Source organism: Collinsella tanakaei, from assembly GCF_030373545.1.
GTDB classification, from domain to species: domain Bacteria; phylum Actinomycetota; class Coriobacteriia; order Coriobacteriales; family Coriobacteriaceae; genus Collinsella; species Collinsella tanakaei_C.
Window position 1 is genome coordinate 18,130 of record NZ_JAUDCO010000008.1, and the last position, 21,920, is coordinate 40,049.

The 21,920-nt window shown below is 60.8% G+C and carries 16 protein-coding genes; 9 read left to right on the forward strand and 7 right to left on the reverse strand.

Features of this window, described 5'->3' with window-relative positions:
• Positions 1-20: 20 nt before the first annotated feature.
• Positions 21-3,104 (reverse strand): hypothetical protein, encoded by a 3,084-nt coding sequence (locus QUW00_RS07520; RefSeq protein WP_289613767.1) that lies wholly within the window; start codon positions 3,102-3,104, stop codon positions 21-23.
• Positions 3,105-3,376: 272 nt separating this feature from the next.
• Between QUW00_RS07520 and QUW00_RS07525 the strand changes: the two genes are divergently transcribed.
• The 4 genes from QUW00_RS07525 (at position 3,377) to QUW00_RS07540 (ending at position 8,025) form a co-directional block, all read left to right on the forward strand.
• Positions 3,377-4,006, forward strand: coding sequence for a class I SAM-dependent methyltransferase (locus tag QUW00_RS07525; protein ID WP_289613768.1), 630 nt, complete (start codon positions 3,377-3,379; stop codon positions 4,004-4,006).
• Positions 3,993-4,598 carry a class I SAM-dependent methyltransferase gene (locus tag QUW00_RS07530; RefSeq protein WP_289613769.1) on the forward strand — a complete coding sequence of 202 codons (606 nt, stop codon included), beginning with the start codon at positions 3,993-3,995 and terminating at the stop codon, positions 4,596-4,598. The genes QUW00_RS07525 and QUW00_RS07530 overlap by 14 nt, the downstream gene beginning before the upstream one ends.
• A gap of 115 nt (positions 4,599-4,713) precedes the next feature.
• A complete protein-coding gene (locus QUW00_RS07535; RefSeq protein ID WP_289613770.1) occupies positions 4,714-5,544 on the forward strand; it encodes a class I SAM-dependent methyltransferase in 831 nt (276 codons plus the stop codon).
• A gap of 546 nt (positions 5,545-6,090) precedes the next feature.
• The gene (locus QUW00_RS07540) at positions 6,091-8,025 is read left to right on the forward strand and encodes a leucine-rich repeat domain-containing protein (protein WP_289613771.1); all 1,935 of its coding nucleotides are present in this window, start codon (positions 6,091-6,093) and stop codon (positions 8,023-8,025) included.
• 882 nt (positions 8,026-8,907) lie between these two features.
• On the opposite strand, the gene QUW00_RS07545 is transcribed toward QUW00_RS07540, so the two are convergent.
• Complete coding sequence (locus QUW00_RS07545; RefSeq protein ID WP_289613772.1) at positions 8,908-9,336, reverse strand: helix-turn-helix domain-containing protein; 429 nt, start codon at positions 9,334-9,336, stop codon at positions 8,908-8,910.
• Positions 9,337-9,488: 152 nt separating this feature from the next.
• Between QUW00_RS07545 and QUW00_RS07550 the strand changes: the two genes are divergently transcribed.
• From QUW00_RS07550 to QUW00_RS07565, 4 genes are all read left to right on the forward strand, one after another.
• Positions 9,489-9,692: a hypothetical protein gene (locus QUW00_RS07550; RefSeq protein WP_006720085.1), complete on the forward strand. Its 204-nt coding sequence runs from the start codon at positions 9,489-9,491 to the stop codon at positions 9,690-9,692.
• On the forward strand, positions 9,673-10,746 hold the full coding sequence (locus QUW00_RS07555; protein ID WP_087202233.1) for a site-specific integrase: 1,074 nt from the start codon (positions 9,673-9,675) through the stop codon (positions 10,744-10,746). Before QUW00_RS07550 ends, QUW00_RS07555 begins: the two co-directional genes overlap by 20 nt.
• A gap of 1 nt (position 10,747) precedes the next feature.
• On the forward strand, positions 10,748-11,116 hold the full coding sequence (locus QUW00_RS07560) for a plasmid mobilization protein (RefSeq protein WP_289613773.1): 369 nt from the start codon (positions 10,748-10,750) through the stop codon (positions 11,114-11,116).
• Between the two features lie 229 nt (positions 11,117-11,345).
• Positions 11,346-12,491 (forward strand): Abi family protein, encoded by a 1,146-nt coding sequence (locus QUW00_RS07565; protein ID WP_289613774.1) that lies wholly within the window; start codon positions 11,346-11,348, stop codon positions 12,489-12,491.
• Positions 12,492-12,516: 25 nt separating this feature from the next.
• On the opposite strand, the gene QUW00_RS07570 is transcribed toward QUW00_RS07565, so the two are convergent.
• The 5 genes from QUW00_RS07570 to guaA all read right to left on the reverse strand — a co-directional run bounded on the left by QUW00_RS07570 (position 12,517) and on the right by guaA (position 20,574).
• A complete protein-coding gene (locus QUW00_RS07570; protein ID WP_289613775.1) occupies positions 12,517-14,334 on the reverse strand; it encodes a UvrD-helicase domain-containing protein in 1,818 nt (605 codons plus the stop codon).
• A complete protein-coding gene (locus QUW00_RS07575) occupies positions 14,334-16,058 on the reverse strand; it encodes an ATP-dependent nuclease (protein WP_289613776.1) in 1,725 nt (574 codons plus the stop codon). The genes QUW00_RS07570 and QUW00_RS07575 overlap by 1 nt, the downstream gene beginning before the upstream one ends.
• Positions 16,059-16,374: 316 nt before the next feature.
• A complete protein-coding gene (locus tag QUW00_RS07580) occupies positions 16,375-17,838 on the reverse strand; it encodes an SHOCT domain-containing protein (protein WP_289613777.1) in 1,464 nt (487 codons plus the stop codon).
• A 674-nt stretch (positions 17,839-18,512) separates the two neighbouring features.
• Entirely contained in the window at positions 18,513-18,782 is a 270-nt protein-coding gene (locus tag QUW00_RS07585; protein WP_289613778.1) for a hypothetical protein, read from the reverse strand.
• Positions 18,783-18,975: 193 nt separating this feature from the next.
• Complete coding sequence (guaA, locus tag QUW00_RS07590) at positions 18,976-20,574, reverse strand: glutamine-hydrolyzing GMP synthase (RefSeq protein WP_289613779.1); 1,599 nt, start codon at positions 20,572-20,574, stop codon at positions 18,976-18,978.
• 247 nt (positions 20,575-20,821) lie between these two features.
• On the opposite strand from guaA, the gene QUW00_RS07595 reads away from it, so the two are divergent.
• Positions 20,822-21,868, forward strand: a complete 1,047-nt coding sequence (locus tag QUW00_RS07595) for an asparaginase (protein WP_289613780.1) — start codon at positions 20,822-20,824, stop codon at positions 21,866-21,868.
• The last annotated feature ends 52 nt before the right edge of the window (positions 21,869-21,920 follow it).

Here is a 21,920-nt window from a genome sequence, read left to right on the forward strand (position 1 = left end):
TCTTGGCTCGGGCCCGGGGCTTACGAGCGTCGCGACCGCATCATTGCGAACGTCCCCGTAGCGACGGCCGCCGCCGCGAGAGCGCAAAGCGCCGCCACGACGGACACGGAGCCATCGCCTGTCTTGGCAAGCGATTCTCGATCGTCATCGGCGTTGTCCGTTGAGGTGGAACTGGAGCGCATCGCACCGCAAAGCTTGCAACGGCCGTCTTCTCCCCAGTCGTGACCGGTGGCGGGAACGGCTTCGCCCTCCGCGAGCACGAAGCCGCACACGGAGCAGACGGCATCGCCCGAATAGCCGTCCTCGGTGCAGGTGGGCTCCTTCGCCCCGACAACCTCCGGCTCGTGCCCGGCGTACTCGAGCCTCTCGCCGCAGCCGTTCAGGCAGGAGCGCCAGTGCCCGCCGGCGTCGCCCTCCCACCCGTCGGCGGGGTCGTGGCCGGTGGCGGGAATCGCGACGTCCCCGAGCTTGATCTCCTCGTTGCCGTCGGCGTCGCCGAAGACCTTGTCGCAGGCCTCGCAGGCCCAATACTCGTCGTTGCCGTCATCGGTGCAGGTCGCGGACTTCGCCTCGACCTTGACCAGATCGTGCACCACGGAAGCGGAAAGCTCGAGAGCCGCGGTGGCGGTGTTTTGCCCGTTGACGCCGGAGATGACGACGCTCTCGCTGTATGTGCCCGCATCAAGGCCGTCCTTGGGCACGATAGAAACCTCGACCGCGTCGCCGGGATCTAGCTGGCCCGATGACGCCTCGAGCACAAGTTCGAACGCCTCCGACTGAGAAATCCGAATCTCAAGCGGCTGGTTGCCCGTATTGGTAATCGTAACCGTCACAGGCTGGACCTGCCCCTGAAGCGAGCCCTCAACGAGCTTGCCGAAATCCACGTCAGCCGGATCGAGGGAGATCTCGAAGACGGGTTTGGCGATAACGGTCAGGGTCGCGGGATCGCTCGCGGCCATGCCGAGCCCGCCGGTGACGAGGCAGCGGAATTGCATGCCGTCCATGTCCGCCGTCGTCGCGGGCGTGGTATAGGACACGTCGTTCGCGCCCTCGATGTTCGTCCACTCCCCCTCAGTGCCCGAGCGCTGCTGCCACTGATAGGAGAGCGTGCCCGTCCCGCTGGCGGATACCTCAAACGTGGCGGAATCGCCCTCGTCGACCGTCGCGCCCTTGGGCTGCACGGAGATGCGCGTGACGTCATCGATGCCACCGCTCGCGCAGCGGAAGTACGACGCGCTCTGAACCAGGTCGACGATCTGCTGCTCGGCAGTAAACGGGGAGCCGTCGACCGGCGCGGCGCTCTTCTCATCCGCGCCCGCGATGCCCGCAATGGCCTGGTCCTGAGCAGGAGCGATTTTGAGGGTACCCGGATCGGTCTTGCCGGTAGACGCCAGACTCCTACCAGCCCCGACGGCGCTTACCCCTTTGTACGTTTGAGCGATGACGGTGCCGCCGGTGATGGTGACGTCGGCGCCGTTTCCCGCCGCGCGGTCCCCGATATTGCCCCCACCGCCGATTGCGGCGGCATCGCTGACGCTGTCCGAGACATAGACGGTGGTCGCCGTGACGACACCACCCTCGACCAAGACGGTTCCGCCGTCGCCCCCAAGTCCGCCTCCGATTGCCGCGCCGAAGCTTTTTCCGCCCGTCGCGCTGACGACGCCGCCGGCGACGGTGAGGCTTCCGCCGTCGCTTAGCTGACCGCCGCCGATGCCCGCGGCGTTCCACCCGCCGAACGCCGTGACGACGCCGCCGGTGATGGTGACCGTTCCACCCTTTCCGGCGTCGGGATACCAGTAGCCTCCGCCGATCCCCGCCGCACGCGAGTATCCACCCGCGTTGTCGGCCGTGACCGCCCCGCCGTGAATCGTAATCGTTCCCGCATCCGCAGTGTCCTCCGTAGCGCCTCCGCCGATAGCGGCGCAATCGGCGAAGCCCGAGTTCCTCGTCGTGGCGGTCAGCGATCCCATCGTGGCTTCATCCGTGGATTGGGCGTAGATGGTGAGGCTGTTGCCCTTCGTCACCTCGATGCCGCCCTTGACGTTCAATGCGTTTCCATCGGTTAAAATCAGGTTCACATCGCCATCGACGACGATGCGCCTCTCGACGCTCACGTTTGAATCGACCGCATACCAGCCGTCTTTCCATTGCTCGTCGCCCGCAACAACCGGCAAGCAATCGGTCCTGGTCCGCTCGACGCCGTTCTCGTCGAGATGGGAAACGGTCAGGAGCTTTGTGGTGCTGCAGGAGAAATATTTCCTTCCCATCTCATCGATCGGCACCTGGACAGATGTGCCCGACATGAAGGGAGAGCCGGCAAGCGCCACGGCGCTCTCCGCGCCGTCGCCCGTGCTCGCGGAAACGAGCCTACCGCTTTTCGGGGCAATCGTGAGCGTACCGTGGTCGGAATTGCCCGAGCCGCCGCCGATGGCGGCACCTGCGGCGCTGATTGCGGTGACGCTGCCGCCGGCGATCTCCACCGTACCGCCTTTGCTGTAGCCGTTCGCATCCCGACCTCCGCCGATGGCAGCGCCGCCGCCGGTCGCAAGGGCGTTGACGATACCACCGTTAATGGCCACAGGGCCGCCCGGGGCGTTCCATCCGCCGCCGATGGCAGATCCGGAGCCGAAGGATCGAGCTTCGATCCTTCCTCCGTTGATGGTGATGGGGCCGTTGGTGTCAGAAGAGAAATTGATATCCCCTCCGATGGCGGCGTCACTACTGGAACTGCTCGCATAGAGCTTCCCCATCGTGCCCTCGTCCTCGGACTGTCCGTAGATAAAGAGGCTGGCCCCCTCTTCCACCCCGATACCCTTGCTTGCAGTAAGGGTGCACCCGTCCGCCAAAATCAGGCTCACATAGCACGTTGTGGGATCGTCGCCCGTAACTTCAATGCGCTCGGAAATAGTGACATCGCCATACACCACATACCAGCCGCGGGTCAACTGGGTGTGCTCGCTCGTGATTTCCGTAGCCTCGAAAATCGTTTTGGAGTTCCCGTCCCCATCGATATATGGAACGCTTCTTGCCGCCAGCGCCGTCGTAGGCAGACCAAGGCACAGGACTAGTGCGCAGGCCAGGCTCAGCAACATTCGCCTCATCATGAGAGTCTCCTCGTCTCGCACGCGGTCTCATCTCCCCATCCGCGCCATTATCTCATGATAACTCGGCTGCTACCATGCGCTATCCCATGAACAGGTGAAATAATGTCTGACGATTTTTCACCTTGATTGCCAAACTTAGTGCAGGCATGCCTGCACTAAGTTTGGCAATCAAGGAGAGATGCATCTTAGCCAAGATAATACGGTTGGCCTTAACTTGCCGCATGATTCGTGTGTTATAGTTAGATGTCTCTAACTTTTTGGGGGCGATAGCCATGCACGAACGCAAGGGCTTCTGGGACAAGAATGCCGGTCGGTACGACCGATTCATACGAAACGACCGGGCGGCGTATGAGAAGATGTATGGGCTGATCCGGCCGGTGGTGAAAGCAAAAACCGTACTGGAAGTTGCCACCGGCACGGGGCTTATCGCAAAGAGCATCGTGGATGCGGCGGCGCACATCGAGGCTACGGACGCTTCTGCAAAGATGATCCTTGAAGCAGAGCGGGGCAATCAATCCGCGAAGCCGCACTTTTCCGTACAAGATATGTTCCGCCTGCCCTATGCACAGAAGTCCTTCGAAGTGGTGATCGCGTCCAACGCGCTTCACATAGTGCCGCATCCGGAAAAGGCCCTGCGAGAAATCAGGCGGATGCTGAAGGACGACGGCGTGCTCATCGCGCCAACCTTCACCCACGCGGGGAACTCGGTTTCCGGCAAGGCAAAAGCCTTTTTTATGAGCATGGCGGGATTCCCCCTCCACAGCAGGTGGACAAGCGAGGAATACCTGCGTTTCCTGCGTCAAAACGGCTGGGCGGTGCAGAAAAGCGCGGTGCTGAAGGCCTCGTTCCCGTTGACCTATGCGGAATGCACGAAATCGGAGGGGCCGGATGTCGTTCTTTGAAAACACCCGCAAGCCCGTGGGCCTCGGCGGAAAACTTATGGTTGCCATGATGAATCTGGGCCACAGCCCTGTGGCACGGTGGGGACTTCGATTTCTACGGCTTGCGCCAAACGCCAAGGTGCTGGATTGCGGCTGCGGCGGCGGGGCGAACATAAAACGGCTGCTGAAAAAATGCCCGCATGGCGTCGTCAAGGGCATCGACTATTCACCCGTCAGCGTGGAGAAGGCTAGAAAGCTCAACCGAACCGCAATTCAGGAGGGGCGTTGCGCCGTTCTGCAAGGCAGCGTGGCGGATATGGCGTTTGAGGATAGCTACTTCGATGCTGCCACGGCCTTTGAGACCGTCTATTTTTGGCCTGATTTACCCCGATGCTTCCGTGAGGTCTGGCGGACGCTGAAGCCAGGCGGGACAATTCTTATCTGCAACGAGAGCAATGGCGATACGGACAAGGACGAGAGGTGGACGCAGATCATCGGCGGCATGACCATCTACAAGGACATTGAATTAAAGGCGTGTCTGGAGCAGGCGGGCTTTCACGAGGTGCAGATACGCAAAAAGAAAAAGTGGCTCTGCGTCACGGCACGGAAGTAAGGACACCAAGCACGGGCATTTTTGCATCCATCCTGCACATGGCGATAGGCATGACGGTCATAGCAGCTGTGCTGGCGGCAATTATGACAGTTTTTATTCACTGAGGAAGAAACCTATGAAATGCAAAATTGAGAAAAACACCGTGCAGGAGACGTTGATCCTCCCCCTGTATTCCCGGAAGCTGTGTACGGAGCTGTACCCGAATCTTTACAAGGATGAAACAGCGGCTCGTCTGCTCGACCAGATCGACTACGACTTTTCAGAGGCAGAGAAAAACTCCCGCAGCCTGATGCAGCGCTTTGGTGCGCTGGAGGTGGCCATGCGGCAGGGTGATCTTGCTTTCGAGGTGCGGGATTACCTGAAAGGCCACCCCGATGCGGCGGTGGTCAATCTGGGCTGTGGGCTGGACAACACCGGCAGAACCTGCGACAACGGTAGATGCAAGATCTACAATCTGGACTTCCCGGATGTGATTGCCTTGCGGCAGCAGCTGCTGCCCGCCGAGGATCGAGAACAAAATATCCCCTGCGATCTGAAAGACACCGCATGGTTCGGCAAAATCGATGCCTCCGGCGGGGCGGTGTTCTTTGCCTCCGGGGTGTTCTATTACTTTCTGACCCAGCAGGTCCGGGAACTGGTGCGGGAGATGGCGGACGCTTTCCCCGGCGGTGTGCTGGTCTTTGATGCTGCCAATCGAACGGCAGTAAAGATGATTGCAAAAACATGGCTTAAGACTGCAAGAATCAAGGATGTGGGGGCATATTTTGCGGTTTCGGATGCCGCCAAGGAAATCGGCACGTGGAACAGCCGTCTGCAGGTCACAAGTCGCGGCTATATGCTGGGTTACAACGATTTGAGAGACCCTTCTGTTAGCGGCTTTTTCCGGTTTCTCGCAAGGGTCGGTGACAACGGGATGAAAATGCAAATCGTGAAAATAAGATTTTGAGAGGCGAAAACGAAGCGCATTCACTTTAACGTTGAAGAAGACGGCTTTTACGGCGCATATTGGGCGTGCAAGGACGCACATACAGCAGCGGGCACGGATTCGATTGAAACCGTGCCCGCTATCTGATACTATATTATTATATCAAACATCTGTTCTATTCCCACCCGATCGTAGCAAATTTAAAATACATGCTATATCGTGTCATCTTGTTGCTCCTCTTTCAGGAAGTTCCTTGTAGAGCGAATCATTTTGTAATCGGGCGGGGTGATTACAAAATGAGGTTTCTGCTTCCGTTTCATCTGATTTGCGACTATTCCCTGGCGACTACTCCCATATTTACGAAGGGGAGTGGTCACAGGTGGTTTTCAACGGGCGCGCACGCCGTCTCTGATACGGCAATCGGGGGATGCAAACCATGCGCCCTCGGAGGCTTCCTCCCTGCCTTCCGTCAAGAGCGGAAGGCGGAAAACATTCTTTTTATGGGAAAAACATTCTTTTTATGGGATAATAAAACAATGGATTATTCATAAGGCGAGGAGACCCGTCATGAAGAAAAGTATTTTAAGTCTACTCTGCCTCCTGGCATTTGCTTTGCCTTTCGTCGCAGCCACGCCATGTTTTGCGGATACGGGCGAAACCACGATAGGCCCAATAACCTATCAATACGATGCGGAAACCAAAGAGGCGATGGTGACGCACGCCGACTCTGGCATTTCTGGCGATGTTGAAATCCCTGGAACGATAGAAGTCGGTGACCAGAAATACAAGGTCACCTCTATCGGGGATCATGCATTTAGCTGGTGCACAGACTTGACCGAGATCGCCATTCCCGAGGGCGTCACCTCTATCGGGGATCATGCATTTAGTGGGTGCTCAAGCTTGACCCAGATCGCCATTCCCGAGGGCGTCACCTCTATCGGGGATCATGCATTTAGTGAGTGCTCAAGCTTGACCCAGATCACCATCCCCGAGGGCGTCACCTCTATTGGTGATGGCGCGTTTTCTTATTGCTATGGCTTGACCCAGATCGCCATTCCCGAGGGCGTCACCTCTATCGGGGGTGTGGCGTTTAGAGGGTGCTCCAGCCTGACGGAGGTCGCCATCCCCGAGAGCGTCACCTCTATCGGGGATGGGGCGTTTAGCGGGTGCTCCAGACTGACCCAGGTCGCCATCCCCGAGGGCGTCACCTCTATCGGGGACGGCACATTTTTCTATTGCTCCAGACTGACCCAGATCACCATCCCCGAAGGCGTCACCTCTATCGGGGATTATGCATTTAGTGGGTGCTCAAGCTTGACCCAGATCACCATCCCCGAAGGCGTCACCTCTATTGGTGATCGCGCGTTTAATAATTGCTCCAGCTTGACCCAGATCGCCATTCCGGAGGGCGTCACCTCCATCGGGGATCATGCATTTGACTTTTGCTTCAGATTGAAAGAGATCACCATCCCCGAGGGCGTCACCTCCATCGGGGATTACGCATTTACCTATTGCTCCAGCTTGAAAGAGATCACCATTCCCGAGAGCGTCACCTCTATTGGTGATGGCGCGTTTTATGGATGCGTTAACTTAACCAATGTCTATGTAAGGGAAGGCTTGAGCTTAGGCACCGATCCGTTTATAGATGGGCCACAGGGCGCACATGTATGGTGCTACGAAGTGTTGAAAAGCGCTGAGGAATCCGAAGACGGCAAAGTCCATGTTGCAATCGTTTCCGTAGAAGACAAAGACGGCACCGACATCGCTGATTCTCTCGCCATTTCCGACGGCGCTATGGGCGATGGCTATGTGATTGACGAAGTGAAGCCAAGTAATCTCACTTTGAAACATACGCTCACCAAGACCGAGGCGACCCCTGCCACCTGCACCGAGCCCGGCAATGTTGAATATTGGACCTGTGATGCCTGCGGCAAGCATTTCAAAGATGAAAACGGTACAGAAGAAATAGAAGAAAGCGAGTGGATAATTCCAGCTGCTGGGCATAGCTATGGCGATGACGGGCATTGCATGGCATGCGGCGCGGTCGACTCCGATTTCGCCCCCGCTATCATCGCCGGAGCCAACGCCACCTGGCAAAAGGGTAGCGAGGACGGACTGTCCTTCACTTCCAACGCCGCCTTCGCTGACTTCCAGAAGGTGCAGGTGGACGGAAACGACGTGGACTCCTCCAACTACACGGTAAAGGAGGGCAGCACTGTCGTCACCCTGAATGCCTCCTATCTTGAAACCCTGTCTGCAGGCAAGCACACGCTGGCGATCGTCTCCGATACAGGCACCGCCGAGACCGAGTTCACCGTCGTCGCAGCAGAGAAGCAGCCGGCCGATGATGAATCTGCGAACGATAAGGCCGCCAGCGACGGCGACAAGGAATCGCTCGCCAAGACCGGCGACGACTCCATGCTGCCGATAACAGCGCTTTCTATCCTTGCCGTCGCCTCTATCGCAACAGGGGTGTTCGCTCTGAGAAGGTCTCGCATCTAGGCTTCGCCAAAAGCGCTCTACGAGTTCTATTCCGCCTCGCAGGCAATCCTGCGGGGCGGTTCTCTTATATGGTCGTCGAACAGGCGAGGATTCGAGAGGTCGGTGTCAATGCGTCGCCTGGAAGGACTCGTCCAGGGCGCAGTCGAGCCGGACATGGAGAAAAGGGCCCCGTCAGAGGCTTTTTCACGCCGTGACCCAGCTTTGACCCAAAAGCTGGTTTTTCTCTTTCGAAAAAATGATACGAAAACGTATCAGTTCTGGAATTGCAGGCGGCTTACGGGTCGATGGTCCCGCATAGGTTGGAAAAGCGCAGGAAATGATACGAAAACGTATCAAGTGACATTCTTTGGGCGTCGTCATAAATATGCCGAAAACGCCTGGTAGAAAGACGAACAACAACTCGTAAGCCGCGCGCAAGACGCTATCGCAGACGTTGTCGTTTCGTGGGCCACGATAATACGTGACCGCATCATCAAAACATAATAAATACCCTCTGAGCAGGCAATACTCAGAGGGTACGATGGGTCACAAACTGATACGAAAACGTATCACCATTTATTCCCACTCAGTAATCGAATCGTGCATTTCCATGGCCTCTCGTCCACGTGGTGTACCGTCGTCTCCCCGTTAACCGAAATCAGGCACATTTCGCATGTCCGAGTTGAACTCAAATTGAACTCAACGCCGATTTGTCGGTCGGGGGCTTCAAAGCAGAAATATGCAACAGAGCGAGCTCCGCGAGGAAACTCCCATTGATGATTCTATCAAAGGAGGGCGTCAAGCCGACTCACTTGACCGGCCGTGCACCCGACTGCTGAAAACCTCCGTTAAGGGGGTATCCGTCGGCGTTTCGACAGAGAACGCCCCCATAACCGCCGAAATCTACCTTCCGGTGAACCCGCGCTTCCAGTCGAGGTACTCCTCCTCGGAGATCTCCCCAGAGTCCCGCCTCGCGCGCATCGCGGCCCACGCCCTGACCGCCGCGTCGAGCTTCTGGGCGCCGGGCGCCGCTGGGTCCACGGCGACCCGTGCGCCACCCGCGTCCGCCTCGGGCCTCGCGCCGAAGCTCTCCTCGAGCCGGAACAGGACCTCGATCGCGTCGCGCGCCGTCTCGACCCCGTAGTCGGCGAGCGCGGCGGGGGCGACCCCGAGCGCCCTCGCGAGGGCCTCCAGGTGCTGCGGCCGGGGCGTCCTAAGCCCGAGCTCGTAGTTGCGCACCGCGGACTCGGTCACGCCCGCCATCTCGGCGAGCTCGCGCTGCAGGAGGCCGCGCCTCGTCCGGAGCTCGCGTATCCTGCTGCCGTCCGCCATGTCTCCCCTGTCTCTCTCGTATATCTGGTGTACCTGCTTATCTCAGGATAACGCATCAGGATATGAAGGATTGTCATGTTGACCGTTCGATTTCGTGCTGCTAGTATCCGAACTGACAGCACGTTTTCGTGCTGTCGCGAGATTGGAGAGAGATGGAGAGCAGAACCATCGGCGCGGACGAGGTCGCCGAGGCCCTCGGCATGTCGCGCGCCTACGCCTACAAGCTCATCCGCCGGCTCAACAAGGAGATGGAGGAGCGGGGGTGCATCACCGTGCCCGGGCGGGTCAGCCGCGCGTACTTCGAAAAGCGCCTGTTCGAGGGCGAGGGGGATTCCGATGTCGGTGACAAGGGATAAGCGGAACGGCACCTGGTACGTCCAGGCCTGGTACAAGACCTACGACGGCAAGCGCGCCCACAAGGTGAAGCGGGGCTTCAAGACCAAGCCCGAGGCGCTCGCGTGGGAGCGCGACTTCTACGCCGTGCAGGCGGGCGACATGGACATGAAGCTCGTCGACTTCCTCGAGCTCTACAAGAAGGACATGGGGCCGCGCCTGCGCCTGAACACCTGGAAGACCAAGGAGTCCATCATCACGAAGCGCATCCTCCCCTACCTGGGCGAGAAGCGCATGAACCAGATCGCCCCGGTCGACATCGTGAGGTGGCAGAACGAGCTGATGGCCCTCGAGAAGCCGAGCGGGGGCGGGTTCTCCGCGACCTACCTCAAGACCGTCAACAACCAGCTCTGCGCGCTCTTCAACCACGCCGTGCGATTCTACGGCCTCTCGTCGAACCCGTGCCGCAGGGCCGAGTCCATGGGGTCGAAGTCCGCCGGCGAGATGAGGTTCTGGACCAAGGACCAGTACCTCAGGTTCTCGGACGAGATCATGGACAAGCCGCTCTCCTTCCACGCCTTCGAGACGCTCTACTGGTGCGGCGTGCGCGAGGGGGAGCTGCTCGCCCTGAAGCCGCGGAGGTTCGACTTCGAGCGGGGGACCCTCACCGTCGCGGAGTCCTACCAGCGCATCGACGGGCAGGACGTCCTCACCGACCCGAAGACCCCGAAGTCGAAGCGCGTCATCGCCATGCCGCGCTTCTACGCGGAGGAGATGGAGGCGTTCCTCTCCGCGCTCGACCTCGACCCCGACGAGCGGATCTTCCCCGTGACCAAGTACTTCCTCAGCCACGAGATGGCGCGCGGCAGCAAGGCGGCGGGCCTCGAGCCGATCCGCGTCCACGACCTCAGGCACAGCCACGTGTCGCTGCTCATCGACATGGGCTTCACCGCGCTCGCCATCGCGGACCGCATGGGCCACGAGGCGGCCGACATCACCTACCGCTACGCCCATCTGTTCCCCAGCGTCCAGGCCGACATGGCCCGCGCCCTGGACGGGGCGAGAAGGGAGAACTGACATGCCCTGCCCCAACTCCGCCCGCGAGAGGAGCGTCACCATCGGCTTCCGCGTCACGCCCGAGCAGGCCAGGCGCATCGACCTCATGGCGCGCACGTCGGGCATGACCAAGCAGGACTACCTCTACAAGCGGGCCCTCGAGGAGGAGGTCGTCGTCAGGCCCGACGTGCGCGTCTACAAGATGCTCCGCGACGAGATGGCGCGCGTGTACCGGGAGCTCAGGCGCATACGGTCCGCCGGAGAGGTCGACGAGGGGCTCGCCTGGACGGTCGATTTCCTCGCGCGGGAGTTCTCCGCCATGCGCGGCGAGGCGGAGCCCTCGGACGTCGAGCGGGAGGACGCCCTCATCTTCGGCATGTCGCGGAGGTGAGGGGCGAGCCTACCCCCGCCCCCGCCGGCGCCAGCGTGATCGTCGTGCGCGCAGACCCCTCTGTGTCGAGGGTGTGGGACTCCTCTGATGGATGACCCGCACTTCCCAAGCGCTTTCCCCCGTCCGCCTCAATCGGGTATACTTCAGTCATTGTGAAAAGCCCTAGGGCTTTTAGCGGCTGCGGGTACCTGTACCTTCAGCCGCATTTTTCTTATCTTTTGGAGCCGATATGGAAGACCCCGGCGCAGCGACAACAAAGGAACGGCCACTCATCGACGCCGCTCAGCAGGTCCGTCACCTCAAGGAGCGAGGGGTCCGCTTCGAGCTGACGGACGAGCGGGAGGCCGAGCGATTCCTACGGGAGAGCAACTTCTTCTTCAAGGTGAAGGCGTTCGCGAAGTGCTTCTCCAGATACACCAACCCCAGCTCGGAGCACTTCGGCTCCTACATCGGCCTCGACTTCGCCTACCTCGCCGAGCTCACGAAGCTCGACCACCACCTCCGCGAGACGGTCCTCTCCCTCACCCTCGACATCGAGCACTACATGAAGGTCGAGCTCAACAGGATGATCATGGACGCGGGAGACGACCCCTATGAGCTCATGGCGTCCTTCTTCGACTCCGAGCGCGAGAGGAAGGTCAGGGTCCTCGAGAAGAGGGTCGACCTTTGCTCCGTTCGGTCGAAGGCCCCGACCGTCATGGACCTGTCCGGAGGCCTGGCGGCATCGGACGCCAGGTCCGCCATCTCCGCCCTCGCCTCCCTGCTGCACCTGGCATCGGACTCGCTCGGCGGGATAGACCCCGACCACACCGAGAGGAGCCTCGCCGGGCTGGGCGGGTCCTCGTACACCCGCGGACTCGTCGAGAAGTACGGGAACCCCGGGCACATGGCGGTCTGGAGCTACCTCGAACTCGCATCCTTCGGGGGCGTCATCTCGCTCTACAAGTACTACGTCTTCGAGCGGCAGGCGATGAAGGACGGGGAGGCGGTAAAGGGCCTGCTCTTCCCGACGAAGGCGCTGAGGAACGCCGCCGCCCACAACGGGAACATGCTCAGCACGCTCGGCTCGAAGCTGAGGAAGCCCGTCGGCTCCATCTCGAGGATGGCGGTCGAGGAGCTGGGAATCGACCGAGAGCTCGTGTCGCTCACCAAGAGGGCGCCCATCGTCCACGACTTCACCGCCCTCGCCCTCTGCTACATGCACCTAGTCAAGAGCGAGGACGCGAGAGGGGACGCCGCAGAGAAGCTCCGAGCCCTGCGCAGGCGATTCATGGCGCACAAGGGCTACTTCTCCAAGCAGGGCGAGTTGAAGAACGGTCTGGCCATGCTCAGCGAGGTCATGGACAGGGCGGCCGACCGGCTCTCACGGCCATAACGGACACGTCTCGTAGCACCAGAAGTCAGCTCTCCGTATCCATCACCGCCCAGCTCACAGGCGCAATACCCGGAATAGACATTAGACAAGAGGGATGGGTGGCCTGATAGTCCCCGGATTTTGTCCTACGTTGCATCGAGGCGGAGGCATACACCGCCTTTCGAGCGCGAGTGACGCCGACGTACAGCAGGCCGATTTCCTCGATAAGCCCGTCTGGCATTCTCCTCATATCGACAATCCGGCAACTTTGCGCGGAACGTGAGCACATACCAGTCCTATCGCACTGAATACACATTCCTCCCGGCCAATCTAAACGCGTGACACCCGGGATGAAAACGCTGTCCCACTCGAGCCCCTTGGCGGAATGAACGGTCATCATCGAGATGCCAGCATCGAGGTAATCCGAGAAACGCCGCAGGGAGCCCTCGGAGAAGATGCTCAAGATATAGTCGCGCCGCTCCGAAGGGCTCATCGCCGCGCAATCTGCCGCAAGGTGTTTCCTCAGCGCTCCGAGAAGCATGGCGTAGGACCGCCCATACTCGAATCCCTTGGAGCCGGAAAGGAGCTCTTCGGAGACGGACTCGATGATTCTGTCTGCAGCGGAACGACTGACGCCTTTTTCACCAGGTGCTGCATCGACAATCTTGGAGAGGGCAAGCGCGTTGAACGCCATGAATTCCGAGCTTGTATCTGAGAAGAGTCCGTTGAAGTACGAGACGCCCTCTTCGTCCAACCCGTCCATGATGAGGTCGGCAAGGGGGCCGCGCTTGCGAACGAGAATTGCGGTTCTCCCTCCCTCGCCTTGCGCAAGCTCTGCGACTTTGGAAACGATGGCAGCCGCTTCGCCTTGCTGCGTTGAGCTGATGAGGACGGGCAGTCGGGGTGTTCCGCCGACAGGGCCTCCCTTCATGTTGGAGCGAATCGCGGCACCGAGCTCTCCGATGATAGATCCTTCGGAAAACCTATGGTTATGCTCGAGTTCAAGCGGCAAGAGGCGTAGGTCGGTAGATGCCTTTTCCTTTAGTCCCGTCATCGCGCCAATAAAGCCGTAGACGCGCTGGATGGGATCGCCGAACATGCAGATTCCCGACTCTTCTGAAAGCAGACCATTTAGGAAGATATAGCACAGGGCATTTGTGTCCTGCGCCTCGTCGACAAGCACGACAGGATAAGCTGCCGACAGATAGGACCTCAGCTTCGGACAGAGGGCAAGCAATTCGATTGCAAGGGAGATCATCGCGGAGTATGGCAAGATGCCATTCGGCACAAATCTATCCCTGATGACTTTATTAAAGGGGCAAATCAAGCGCCTCAAGTCTTCGTCTCGACCGTGTCTCATGGAGCTGAGAAAGCTGTCGACGACTTTCTTTTCATCGTAAGTTATGCCGCCGCCTCGCGAAATCAGTTCGTCGACAGCACCATTGTCATCAAGCATGGAAAGCTCGTCGACGCAGGCTGGCAGCGAGAGCGATCTCCAGTACCTTCGCAGCAGAGCCCATGCGAAACCGTGGAAGTTGGTTGTCATGACTCTGCCCTCGAAGCGCCGTGCCGCGGAACCGGGAAGCGCCGACAAGGCGGCGCTCATGTCCGCCCGCATCCTCCGCGCCGCGGCGACGCTAAAGGTCAGGGCCATGACCCTTTTTGGTGGTGGGACTTCACCGGATGCCAGCAGCCAGCATGCTCGTCCGGTCATCGCCGTCGTCTTCCCATAGCCCGCCGGCGCCTCCACAAAGACCCTCCTTGATGACGTGAAGATCGCAAAGAGCTGTGACTCGTCCCCACCGCAGCGCTCTTCGATCGCAGCCCTGACACCATTTCTCAGGTCATCTTGCCTCCACAGCATCAGAGCCCCGCCGCCCTGCGAATGATGCTCTCGTAGCATGCGGGAACGCTGTCGGCACCAAGCTCCTCCGCCAAAGCCACGCCGAATCTAACGCCCTTGTTCGATGAAAGCCATGCATGCATGAGCGCACGCGCTTTGGGCGTGTCAGCGAATTCCCCATCGAACTCCACTCCCTGGAAATCGTACTCAGGGTCCGTCAAATTGACGTCGTAGGCAGCGCACGCCTTTTGTAGCACATTGCTATTGCCCTTAATGGGTGTTGCCCTTTGCAAGCGATCCTCAGACTCAAGAAGCGTGATGAACGAGCTCTGGTTGCCTTTCGCAAAGAGAGCGTCGATGACCTCGGCTTCGAAATCCCGCTCGGTCGTCGTTATGTGATCTCCCGAAGTGTTAGGCGCCCCGTTATCCCTGTCGACGATGGAAAAGCTTGGGATCTCGAACTCGCCCAGGAGCTCACAAAGTGGCCCCACACTCCCCTTCCCTCCGGCCTTAATCGCCACAACTCCATAATCGTCCAAATCCATCCCAAGGCTGCGCGCGAAGACTGGGATGGCTCCGGACTCCGTCTCCCCCTCAAAGGCCAAAACCGACCAGGCGAAAAAAGCCTCCCTTATCGAATCAAAGCTCCGTATTAGGTGCTTTTCCGCCTTGCTGGACAGGGCGATATCCGTTCCGCACTTGACCGTCGGGGAACCTTCGCCTTGCCCAAACCGCACGATGTTCTTGTAGCCGCGAGCCAAAATGTTTGGGGAATGCGTCACCATGATGAGCTGGGCCTTGATTGAATCGATTCCGAAATAGGTCTTAAGAAGGGCGTTGAACTTGTCATCCTTCCCCTCGCAAATCCTGTGCAGGCTCTTTGAGAGCCGCCTCTGCATATACGGGTGGAGGTGGGCCTCGGGCTCGTCGTATGCCAGCACGGCATGCAGCACAAGCTCGCCGTCGGCGCCCAAGCAGAGGCTCTCTAAAAGGCGTGTGGGCGAGAGGCGCATAATGCTCTCGACTATCGAGAGAGAGGCGATGGCAAGGTACTGCAGGCCTACCCCCGCCTTTTTGAAATGGACGCCACTTTTATCCAGCAAGGCAACCAAGCTTCCAAGCGATCCATCATCCGACACATCGACGCCCGTCTTCACCCCATACGACGACAAGATGGGGACATCGTCGACGATTGCATTGAGCTCTGAAGCCAGACCCTCAAGCTCCTTATCGTCGAGAAAGTCGGAAACTCCCTTACTCTCCTTTTCAAGGTAAAGCGCGATGCCCTTGGCGAGAACCTTGCCGACCCCTCGGGTACCGTCAAACGCCAAGTCTCCCCTGTTGAATGTTGCCGTCGAGTACCTGAACATGTGCACGGACCTCATCAGTGAAGGAGGGATCTTTTCCCCGCTTCCCTCGAGCTCGAACTCTATTCGGGAATCCGGGTCGTCGGCAAAGGCGTGTACGGTGATGGTGTCTCCGGTCATGGGGTCGATGTCGAGCCCCGTCGTTCCGAGCTCGTCCTCGTCCATCTTTAGCGTGACTACAGCCCCTGACCGCTTTCCGACGTCAGCGAAGTCCTCCTCGCTGATCATTGCTTGATTGAAGATTGTATTGAGCAGGTCGAGCACGTTCGATTTGCCGAGGTTGTTCTCCCCGACGATATAGTTCACGTCCTCGTCAAGCTTTATCGACACGCCATCGAGGTTCCGGTAGTTCTCGATCGTTAATTCGACAATCCTCATGTGGCCTCCGACCTTTAAGGTTCCACAGCTTCCATCAGTCTGACACGTTGCGTGTTGTGCTAAGCCGAGGCCGGCGGATGCCGGTTATTCCTCGTACGCGCAGCCTGTCACGGGTCCCGCTTTCCCCGCAAGGGCCGCGATGCTTTTCCGGCTTCGCCTTCGCTTCCTCCCTTGCAGCGCGCGGAGTCCCCCTCCGCTCCCGTCCTGAACGGTCGGCAGCAAACGAAGTGTAGCCGTCACGGAAGGAGCGTGGGGACGAAGGGGGAGAACCTAGAGGCCGGCGTATTCTCCATGGGACCAAAACGGCCCCGCACGCTTATGTTCCAAGAACCCGGCTCTTTGCGACTGCAAATTCCTCATCGCTGAGCTCTCCCTTCTTATGAAGCTCTGCAAGCCTCGAGAGCTCGTCTACAAAGGAAGTGCTCGCGTTGTCGGCGGATTCCGACGAGGGGAATGACAGGAAGACCGGATTCGAAGCGGCATCGTACCGGATCGGGCTCTCGGCGCCCTGCGCAAGTCGTAGTATCGCTGTCCGGGGACACGAGGGGTTCTGGGCGACGTTCCCACGTACGCCCCAGCTCGTATCATCTGTGAGCCGCTCCAGCGCCCCAAGCGGGCACAAGGGGTTCCCGGCGACGCTCTCGCGCACGTCTCGGTCCGCGTCGGCGGCGAGCCGTGCCAGCGCCTCAGGCGGGCACGAGGGGTTCCTGGCGACGCGATTGCGGACGCCCCGATCCGCGTCAACGGCGAGCCGCGAAAGCACGCCAGGCGGGCACGAGGGGTTCCCGGCGACGCCCTCGCGCACGAACGGGTCCGCGTCGGTCGCGAGTCGTACCAGCGCCTCCGATGGGAGCGAGGGATTCCGGGCAACCCACAAGCGTACGCCCGAGTCCGCGTCGGCAGCGAGCCGTGCCAGCGCCTCAGCCGGGCACAAGGGGTTTCGGGCGGCGGAGCGGCGCACGTCTCGGTCCGCGTCGGCGGCGAGCCGCGAAAGCGCGCCTGGCGGGCACGAGGGGTTCCCGGCGACGCCCTCGCGCACGACCGGGGCCGCGTCGGCCTCGAGCCGCGAAAGCGCGCCTGGCGGGCACGAGGGGTTCCCGGCGACGCCCTCGCGCACAAGCCAGTCCGCGTCGGCCTCGAGCCGCGAAAGCGCGCCAGGCGGGCACGAGGGGTTCCCGGCGACGCTCACGCGCACGAACGGGTCCACGTCGGTCGCGAGCCGCGTCAGCGCCTCCGGCGGGCACGAGGGGCTTCGGGCGACGCACTTGCGCACGTCCGAGTCCGCACAGGCGGCGAGCCGCGCCAGCGCCTCCGGCGGGCACGAGGGGTTCCCGATGGCGTACTCGCACACGAAAGAGTCCGCGTCGGCGGCGAGCCGCGCCAGCGCCTCCGGCGGGCACGAGGGGCTCTTGGCGGCCGGACGACGCACGAGCCAGTCCGCGTCGGCGGCGAGCCGCGAAAGTGCCTCCGGCGGGAGCGAGGGGTTCCCAGCGGCGTTCTCGCGCACGACCGGGTCCGCGTCGGCGGCGAGCCGCAAAAGCGCCTCCGGCGGGCACGAGGGGTTCAGGGCGGCGTTGCGGCGCACGCCCCGGTCCGCGTCGGCGGCGAGCCGCGCCAGTGTTTCCGTCGGGCACGAGGGGTTCCGGGCCACGCCGGAGATCAAGTCCGTAGGCCAACCTTCAGAGAGAAGGTCGTAAACATCTCGGGGGATCTCGCACTTGTCAAATGCGTCAGTAAAGATGGTCCGGCGTCTATTCTGAGTCTCCTGTAAGATATCCATGATTCCCCAACCCGAATAATGTCTCGCCCCAGGTTAGAAACAATTATATTTGCGAAATGTCCAGTTTGCTTTTGACAAGTCGCCGAACGAAAGGACACATCAGCAGTAACGGCCTTTGCAACTGCAATGTCCCCAGCCATATAGAAGGTACCCGAAACATCAGTGAGCCAATGAAATGTAGGGGTCGCAAACAGCCGAGAAAGGCGAAAAGGACTCTTCGCCGTTCACCTGCCATCGCGCTTCCGGATCGCCCCGTCATCGCCGTACAACATGGTCTGGCACTTCCGATTCCGCATGGGCCCCACTGCCATCTTCTCAGCGCGCCACCGGCTTTTGGCATTGCCGTGAACTTGATGACACCACCGATGACAATCTCACGCGTTTGCTTCTCCGCCCTCTTTTCGCGCGGCAAATCCTTTAGCCGATTGCGTGTAGATCCTGACTCTGATTCAGCGGTCGTACTGGACGGCAAACCCATCGGGCTTCCGGAAAGCGTGTCGCGCGCGAGGCGCATGCCACCGAGCGCGGAAAAGCCCCGGTAAAGCTCCTGGACCTAGAGGCTTCCGGGTCAGAGCTTTCTCCATATCTCCCTTCCGCGTCTCCGCACTATCGAGCGCAAACCCGTTGGCTGAAACGGAAAATGTACGTTGGTGGAATCGGTACCGCCCGTTGGTCTAAACTGCGAATCTCAAATTAGTGGCGACACACACTCCCCTCCTCGTCCTGTCCGCCGTGAGATCGTCTATCAGACAAGTCTGGATGACCTCGTCGAGTTCCGCGAACTCGCCGCGCATCGCGTTCTCGATGGCGGAGAAGCTCGCAATCATGTCGTGTAGGATCTGCTTCTTCTCCTCGAGGGTGTAGCTCTCGGGCGAGATGTCCACGAGCTCCGCCATGAAGTAGGCGTGGTCCTCGGCGTCCTCGAGTGCCTTCCAGTCGGTCATTTTTGCGCTCCTTTTCTCCTCCCCTGGGGCTCCAGAGCCCTCTGGGGCGGTACGAATTCCGGTACGAATAAACCCGAACGGAGCGTTTCCCCGCGTGACGAAGGGTTCTGCCCGACTTGGACAAAACCCTTCGTTGACCTGCTATTTTGTTACTTTTCGCTCAGAATCGTTGCGAACCGTTTTGAGGGGCGAATCACTCCCACTCGATCGTCGCGGGCGGCTTGCTCGTGATGTCGTACGCCACGCGGTTCACGCCGGGGACCTCGGCCACGATGCGGCCGGAGATGCGCGCGAGCACGTCGTAGGGCAGCTTGGCCCAGTCGGCGGTCATGGCGTCGCTCGACTCCACGGCACGCAGAATCACCGGGCGCGCGTAGGTACGCTCGTCGCCCATGACGCCCACGCTCATGATGTCGGGCAGGACGGCAAAGTACTGCCAGCAGCTGTGCTCGGAGTTGCGCTCGCCGGTCGCCTCGAACAGGCGCGCGTTGTAGGCATCGAGCTCCTCGCGCACGATGGCGTCGGCGTTCTTCAGGATCTCGAGCTTCTCGGGGCTGACCGCGCCGATGATGCGGATGGCCAGGCCCGGACCCGGGAACGGCTGACGGTACACGATGTGCTCGGGCAGACCGAGCGCCAAGCCGAGCTCGCGCACCTCGTCCTTGAAGAAGTGGTCGAGCGGCTCGATGAGATCGAAGTGCACGCCCTCGGGGAACGGAATCAGGTTGTGGTGGCTCTTGATGGTCGAGGCCTTGCCGCCGGTCTTGCGCGCGCCGCTCTCGATGATGTCGGGGTAGATCGTGCCCTGGGCCAGGTACTTCACGCCGTCGAGCTGCTGGGCCACGGCGAAGAACTCCTTCCAGAACTGCGTGCCGATGATGCGGCGCTTCTCCTCGGGCTCCGTCACGCCGTCGAGCAGGGCGGCATAGCGCTCCTCGGCGTGCACGTGGATGAAGTCCACGTCGAACTGCTTGGTGAAGACCTCCTCCACCTGCTCGGGCTCGCCCTTGCGCAGCAGGCCGTGGTTGATGAACACGCAGGTCATCTGGCGACCGATGGCGCGGGCGCCGAGCGCGGCGACCACGCTCGAGTCGACGCCGCCCGACAACGCCAGGATCACGCGATCGTCGCCCACGGTCCTACGGATGTCCGCGCACATGGACTCGACCAGGTTGTCCATGGTCCACGTGGGCTCAAGCCCGCAGATGCCGAACAGGAAGTTCGAAAGGATCTGCTGGCCGTACTCGGTGTGACGAACCTCGGGATGGAACTGCGTGGAATACAGCTTCTTCTCGGGGCACTCCATGGAGGCCACGGGGCACACCTCGGTGGAGGAGGTCACCACGAAGCCCTCGGGCGCACGGGAGACGGCATCGCGATGGCTCATCCACACGGTCTGCTCGATAGGCGTGGCGTTGAACAGCGCGCTCTCGCGGTCGCGCTCGATCGTCGCCGGGCCGTACTCGCCGATCTCGGAGTGGGAGACCTCGCCGCCCAGAGCAACCGCCATGGTCTGATGACCGTAGCAGAAGCCCAGCACGGGAATGCCAAGCTCGAGCACCTCGGGGTCGATCGACGGGGCGTCCTCGGCGTACACTGAGGCGGGGCCGCCGGAGAGAATGAGGGCCGACGGGTTCAGGGCGCGAACCTCGTCAGCGGTGATATCGCACGGAACGATCTCGGAGTACACATGCAGGTCGCGCACGCGGCGGGCGATGAGCTGGCCGTACTGCGCGCCGAAGTCAAAGACCAGAACCTTCTGGCCGGCACTATTCGAAGAAGATTGCGACATGCTGCTCCCTTTCTGCATGCAATCGGTAGGCGGCGGCATGCGCCGCGCGCTCGAACCCCCCTATCATACATGCTCGCAGGGCATCTCCCGAAAACTGCACCGCATCAGCGGGTTTATGGGGCCGCCGATGCGCACGCGTCCCAAAAGGGGCCGGAGATGATCGGCGCGCTGCCGACAAGTTTGTACCTGGCACCATCTTGTCGCACAATAGGTGCGAATCGGTCCGCAAACGAACGAGGGGTGCGCGATGAAAAAGATTCTGCTTCTTGCCACCGGCGGCACCATCGCCTCCGCCGAGGACGGCCACGGCCTCTCGCCCACGCTCACCGGCGACGACCTGGCCCGTGCCGTGCCCGAGATCGCGAACCTCGCCCATATCGGCGTGCAGCAGCTCATGAACATCGACAGCACCAACATGCGCCCGCGCGACTGGCGGCGCATCGCGCGCGCCATCGTCGAGGCCTACGACGAGTACGACGGCTTCGTGGTGCTCCACGGCACCGACACCATGGCCTACACCGCCGCGGCGCTCTCCTACCTCATCCAGGACAGCCCCAAGCCCATCGTGCTCACCGGCTCGCAGAAGCCCATGGGCGATTCGTTTACCGACGCCAAGCTCAACGTGTTCCAAAGCATCGTCTACGCCGTGGACGAACGCAGCCACGACGTGGTCATCGTGTTCAACGGCGCCGTGATCGCCGGCACGCGCGGACGCAAGCAGCGCACCATGAGCTTCAACGCGTTCAAAAGCGTCAACTACCCGTCGCTGGCCTACGTGCGCAACGACCGCATCATCCGCAGCGGCGATGCGCTCGCGCGCGCCCACGGCGTGATGCTGCCGAAGGCCTCCATCGACTGCCCGCACTTCTTCGATGAGCTCGATGAGCGCGTCTTCGTGCTCAAGCTCACCCCGGGGATCGAGCCGGAGGTCTTCGAGCTGCTCAAACCGCGCTACGACGCCATCATCCTCGAGACGTTCGGCATCGGCGGCATCCCCGACTACGAGCGCACCACACCCGGCGCCCTCACCTTTAAGCAGGCGATCTTTGATTGGGTGGACTCCGGCCGCACGATGGTCATCACCACGCAGGTGCCCGAAGAGGGCCTCGATCTGGGCGTCTACGAGGTCGGACGCGCCTATGCGGAGCACCCCGGCATCCTCAAGGGCGACGACATGACCACCGAGGCGCTCGTCGCCAAGACGATGTGGGCGCGCGGCCAGACAAGCGACCCCACCCGTATCGAGGAGCTGTTCTACCAGCCGGTCAACTACGACCGCCTGCCGACCGCTTAGTTTTTTGCGAGCGCTCCATCGAATCAGGCGTCTATGCACAGGGGCCCGCGCG

What these genes read in the sequence shown, in the direction of transcription:
- QUW00_RS07520 (WP_289613767.1), bottom strand. Translation starts at nt 3,104, where the DNA reads ATGATGAGGCGAATGTTGCTGAGCCTGGCCTGCGCACTAGTCCTGTGC.
- QUW00_RS07525 (WP_289613768.1), top strand. Translation starts at nt 3,377, where the DNA reads ATGCACGAACGCAAGGGCTTCTGGGACAAGAATGCCGGTCGGTACGAC.
- QUW00_RS07530 (WP_289613769.1), top strand. Translation starts at nt 3,993, where the DNA reads ATGTCGTTCTTTGAAAACACCCGCAAGCCCGTGGGCCTCGGCGGAAAA.
- QUW00_RS07535 (WP_289613770.1), top strand. Translation starts at nt 4,714, where the DNA reads ATGAAATGCAAAATTGAGAAAAACACCGTGCAGGAGACGTTGATCCTC.
- QUW00_RS07540 (WP_289613771.1), top strand. Translation starts at nt 6,091, where the DNA reads ATGAAGAAAAGTATTTTAAGTCTACTCTGCCTCCTGGCATTTGCTTTG.
- QUW00_RS07545 (WP_289613772.1), bottom strand. Translation starts at nt 9,336, where the DNA reads ATGGCGGACGGCAGCAGGATACGCGAGCTCCGGACGAGGCGCGGCCTC.
- QUW00_RS07550 (WP_006720085.1), top strand. Translation starts at nt 9,489, where the DNA reads ATGGAGAGCAGAACCATCGGCGCGGACGAGGTCGCCGAGGCCCTCGGC.
- QUW00_RS07555 (WP_087202233.1), top strand. Translation starts at nt 9,673, where the DNA reads ATGTCGGTGACAAGGGATAAGCGGAACGGCACCTGGTACGTCCAGGCC.
- QUW00_RS07560 (WP_289613773.1), top strand. Translation starts at nt 10,748, where the DNA reads ATGCCCTGCCCCAACTCCGCCCGCGAGAGGAGCGTCACCATCGGCTTC.
- QUW00_RS07565 (WP_289613774.1), top strand. Translation starts at nt 11,346, where the DNA reads ATGGAAGACCCCGGCGCAGCGACAACAAAGGAACGGCCACTCATCGAC.
- QUW00_RS07570 (WP_289613775.1), bottom strand. Translation starts at nt 14,334, where the DNA reads ATGCTGTGGAGGCAAGATGACCTGAGAAATGGTGTCAGGGCTGCGATC.
- QUW00_RS07575 (WP_289613776.1), bottom strand. Translation starts at nt 16,058, where the DNA reads ATGAGGATTGTCGAATTAACGATCGAGAACTACCGGAACCTCGATGGC.
- QUW00_RS07580 (WP_289613777.1), bottom strand. Translation starts at nt 17,838, where the DNA reads ATGGATATCTTACAGGAGACTCAGAATAGACGCCGGACCATCTTTACT.
- QUW00_RS07585 (WP_289613778.1), bottom strand. Translation starts at nt 18,782, where the DNA reads ATGACCGACTGGAAGGCACTCGAGGACGCCGAGGACCACGCCTACTTC.
- guaA (WP_289613779.1), bottom strand. Translation starts at nt 20,574, where the DNA reads ATGTCGCAATCTTCTTCGAATAGTGCCGGCCAGAAGGTTCTGGTCTTT.
- QUW00_RS07595 (WP_289613780.1), top strand. Translation starts at nt 20,822, where the DNA reads ATGAAAAAGATTCTGCTTCTTGCCACCGGCGGCACCATCGCCTCCGCC.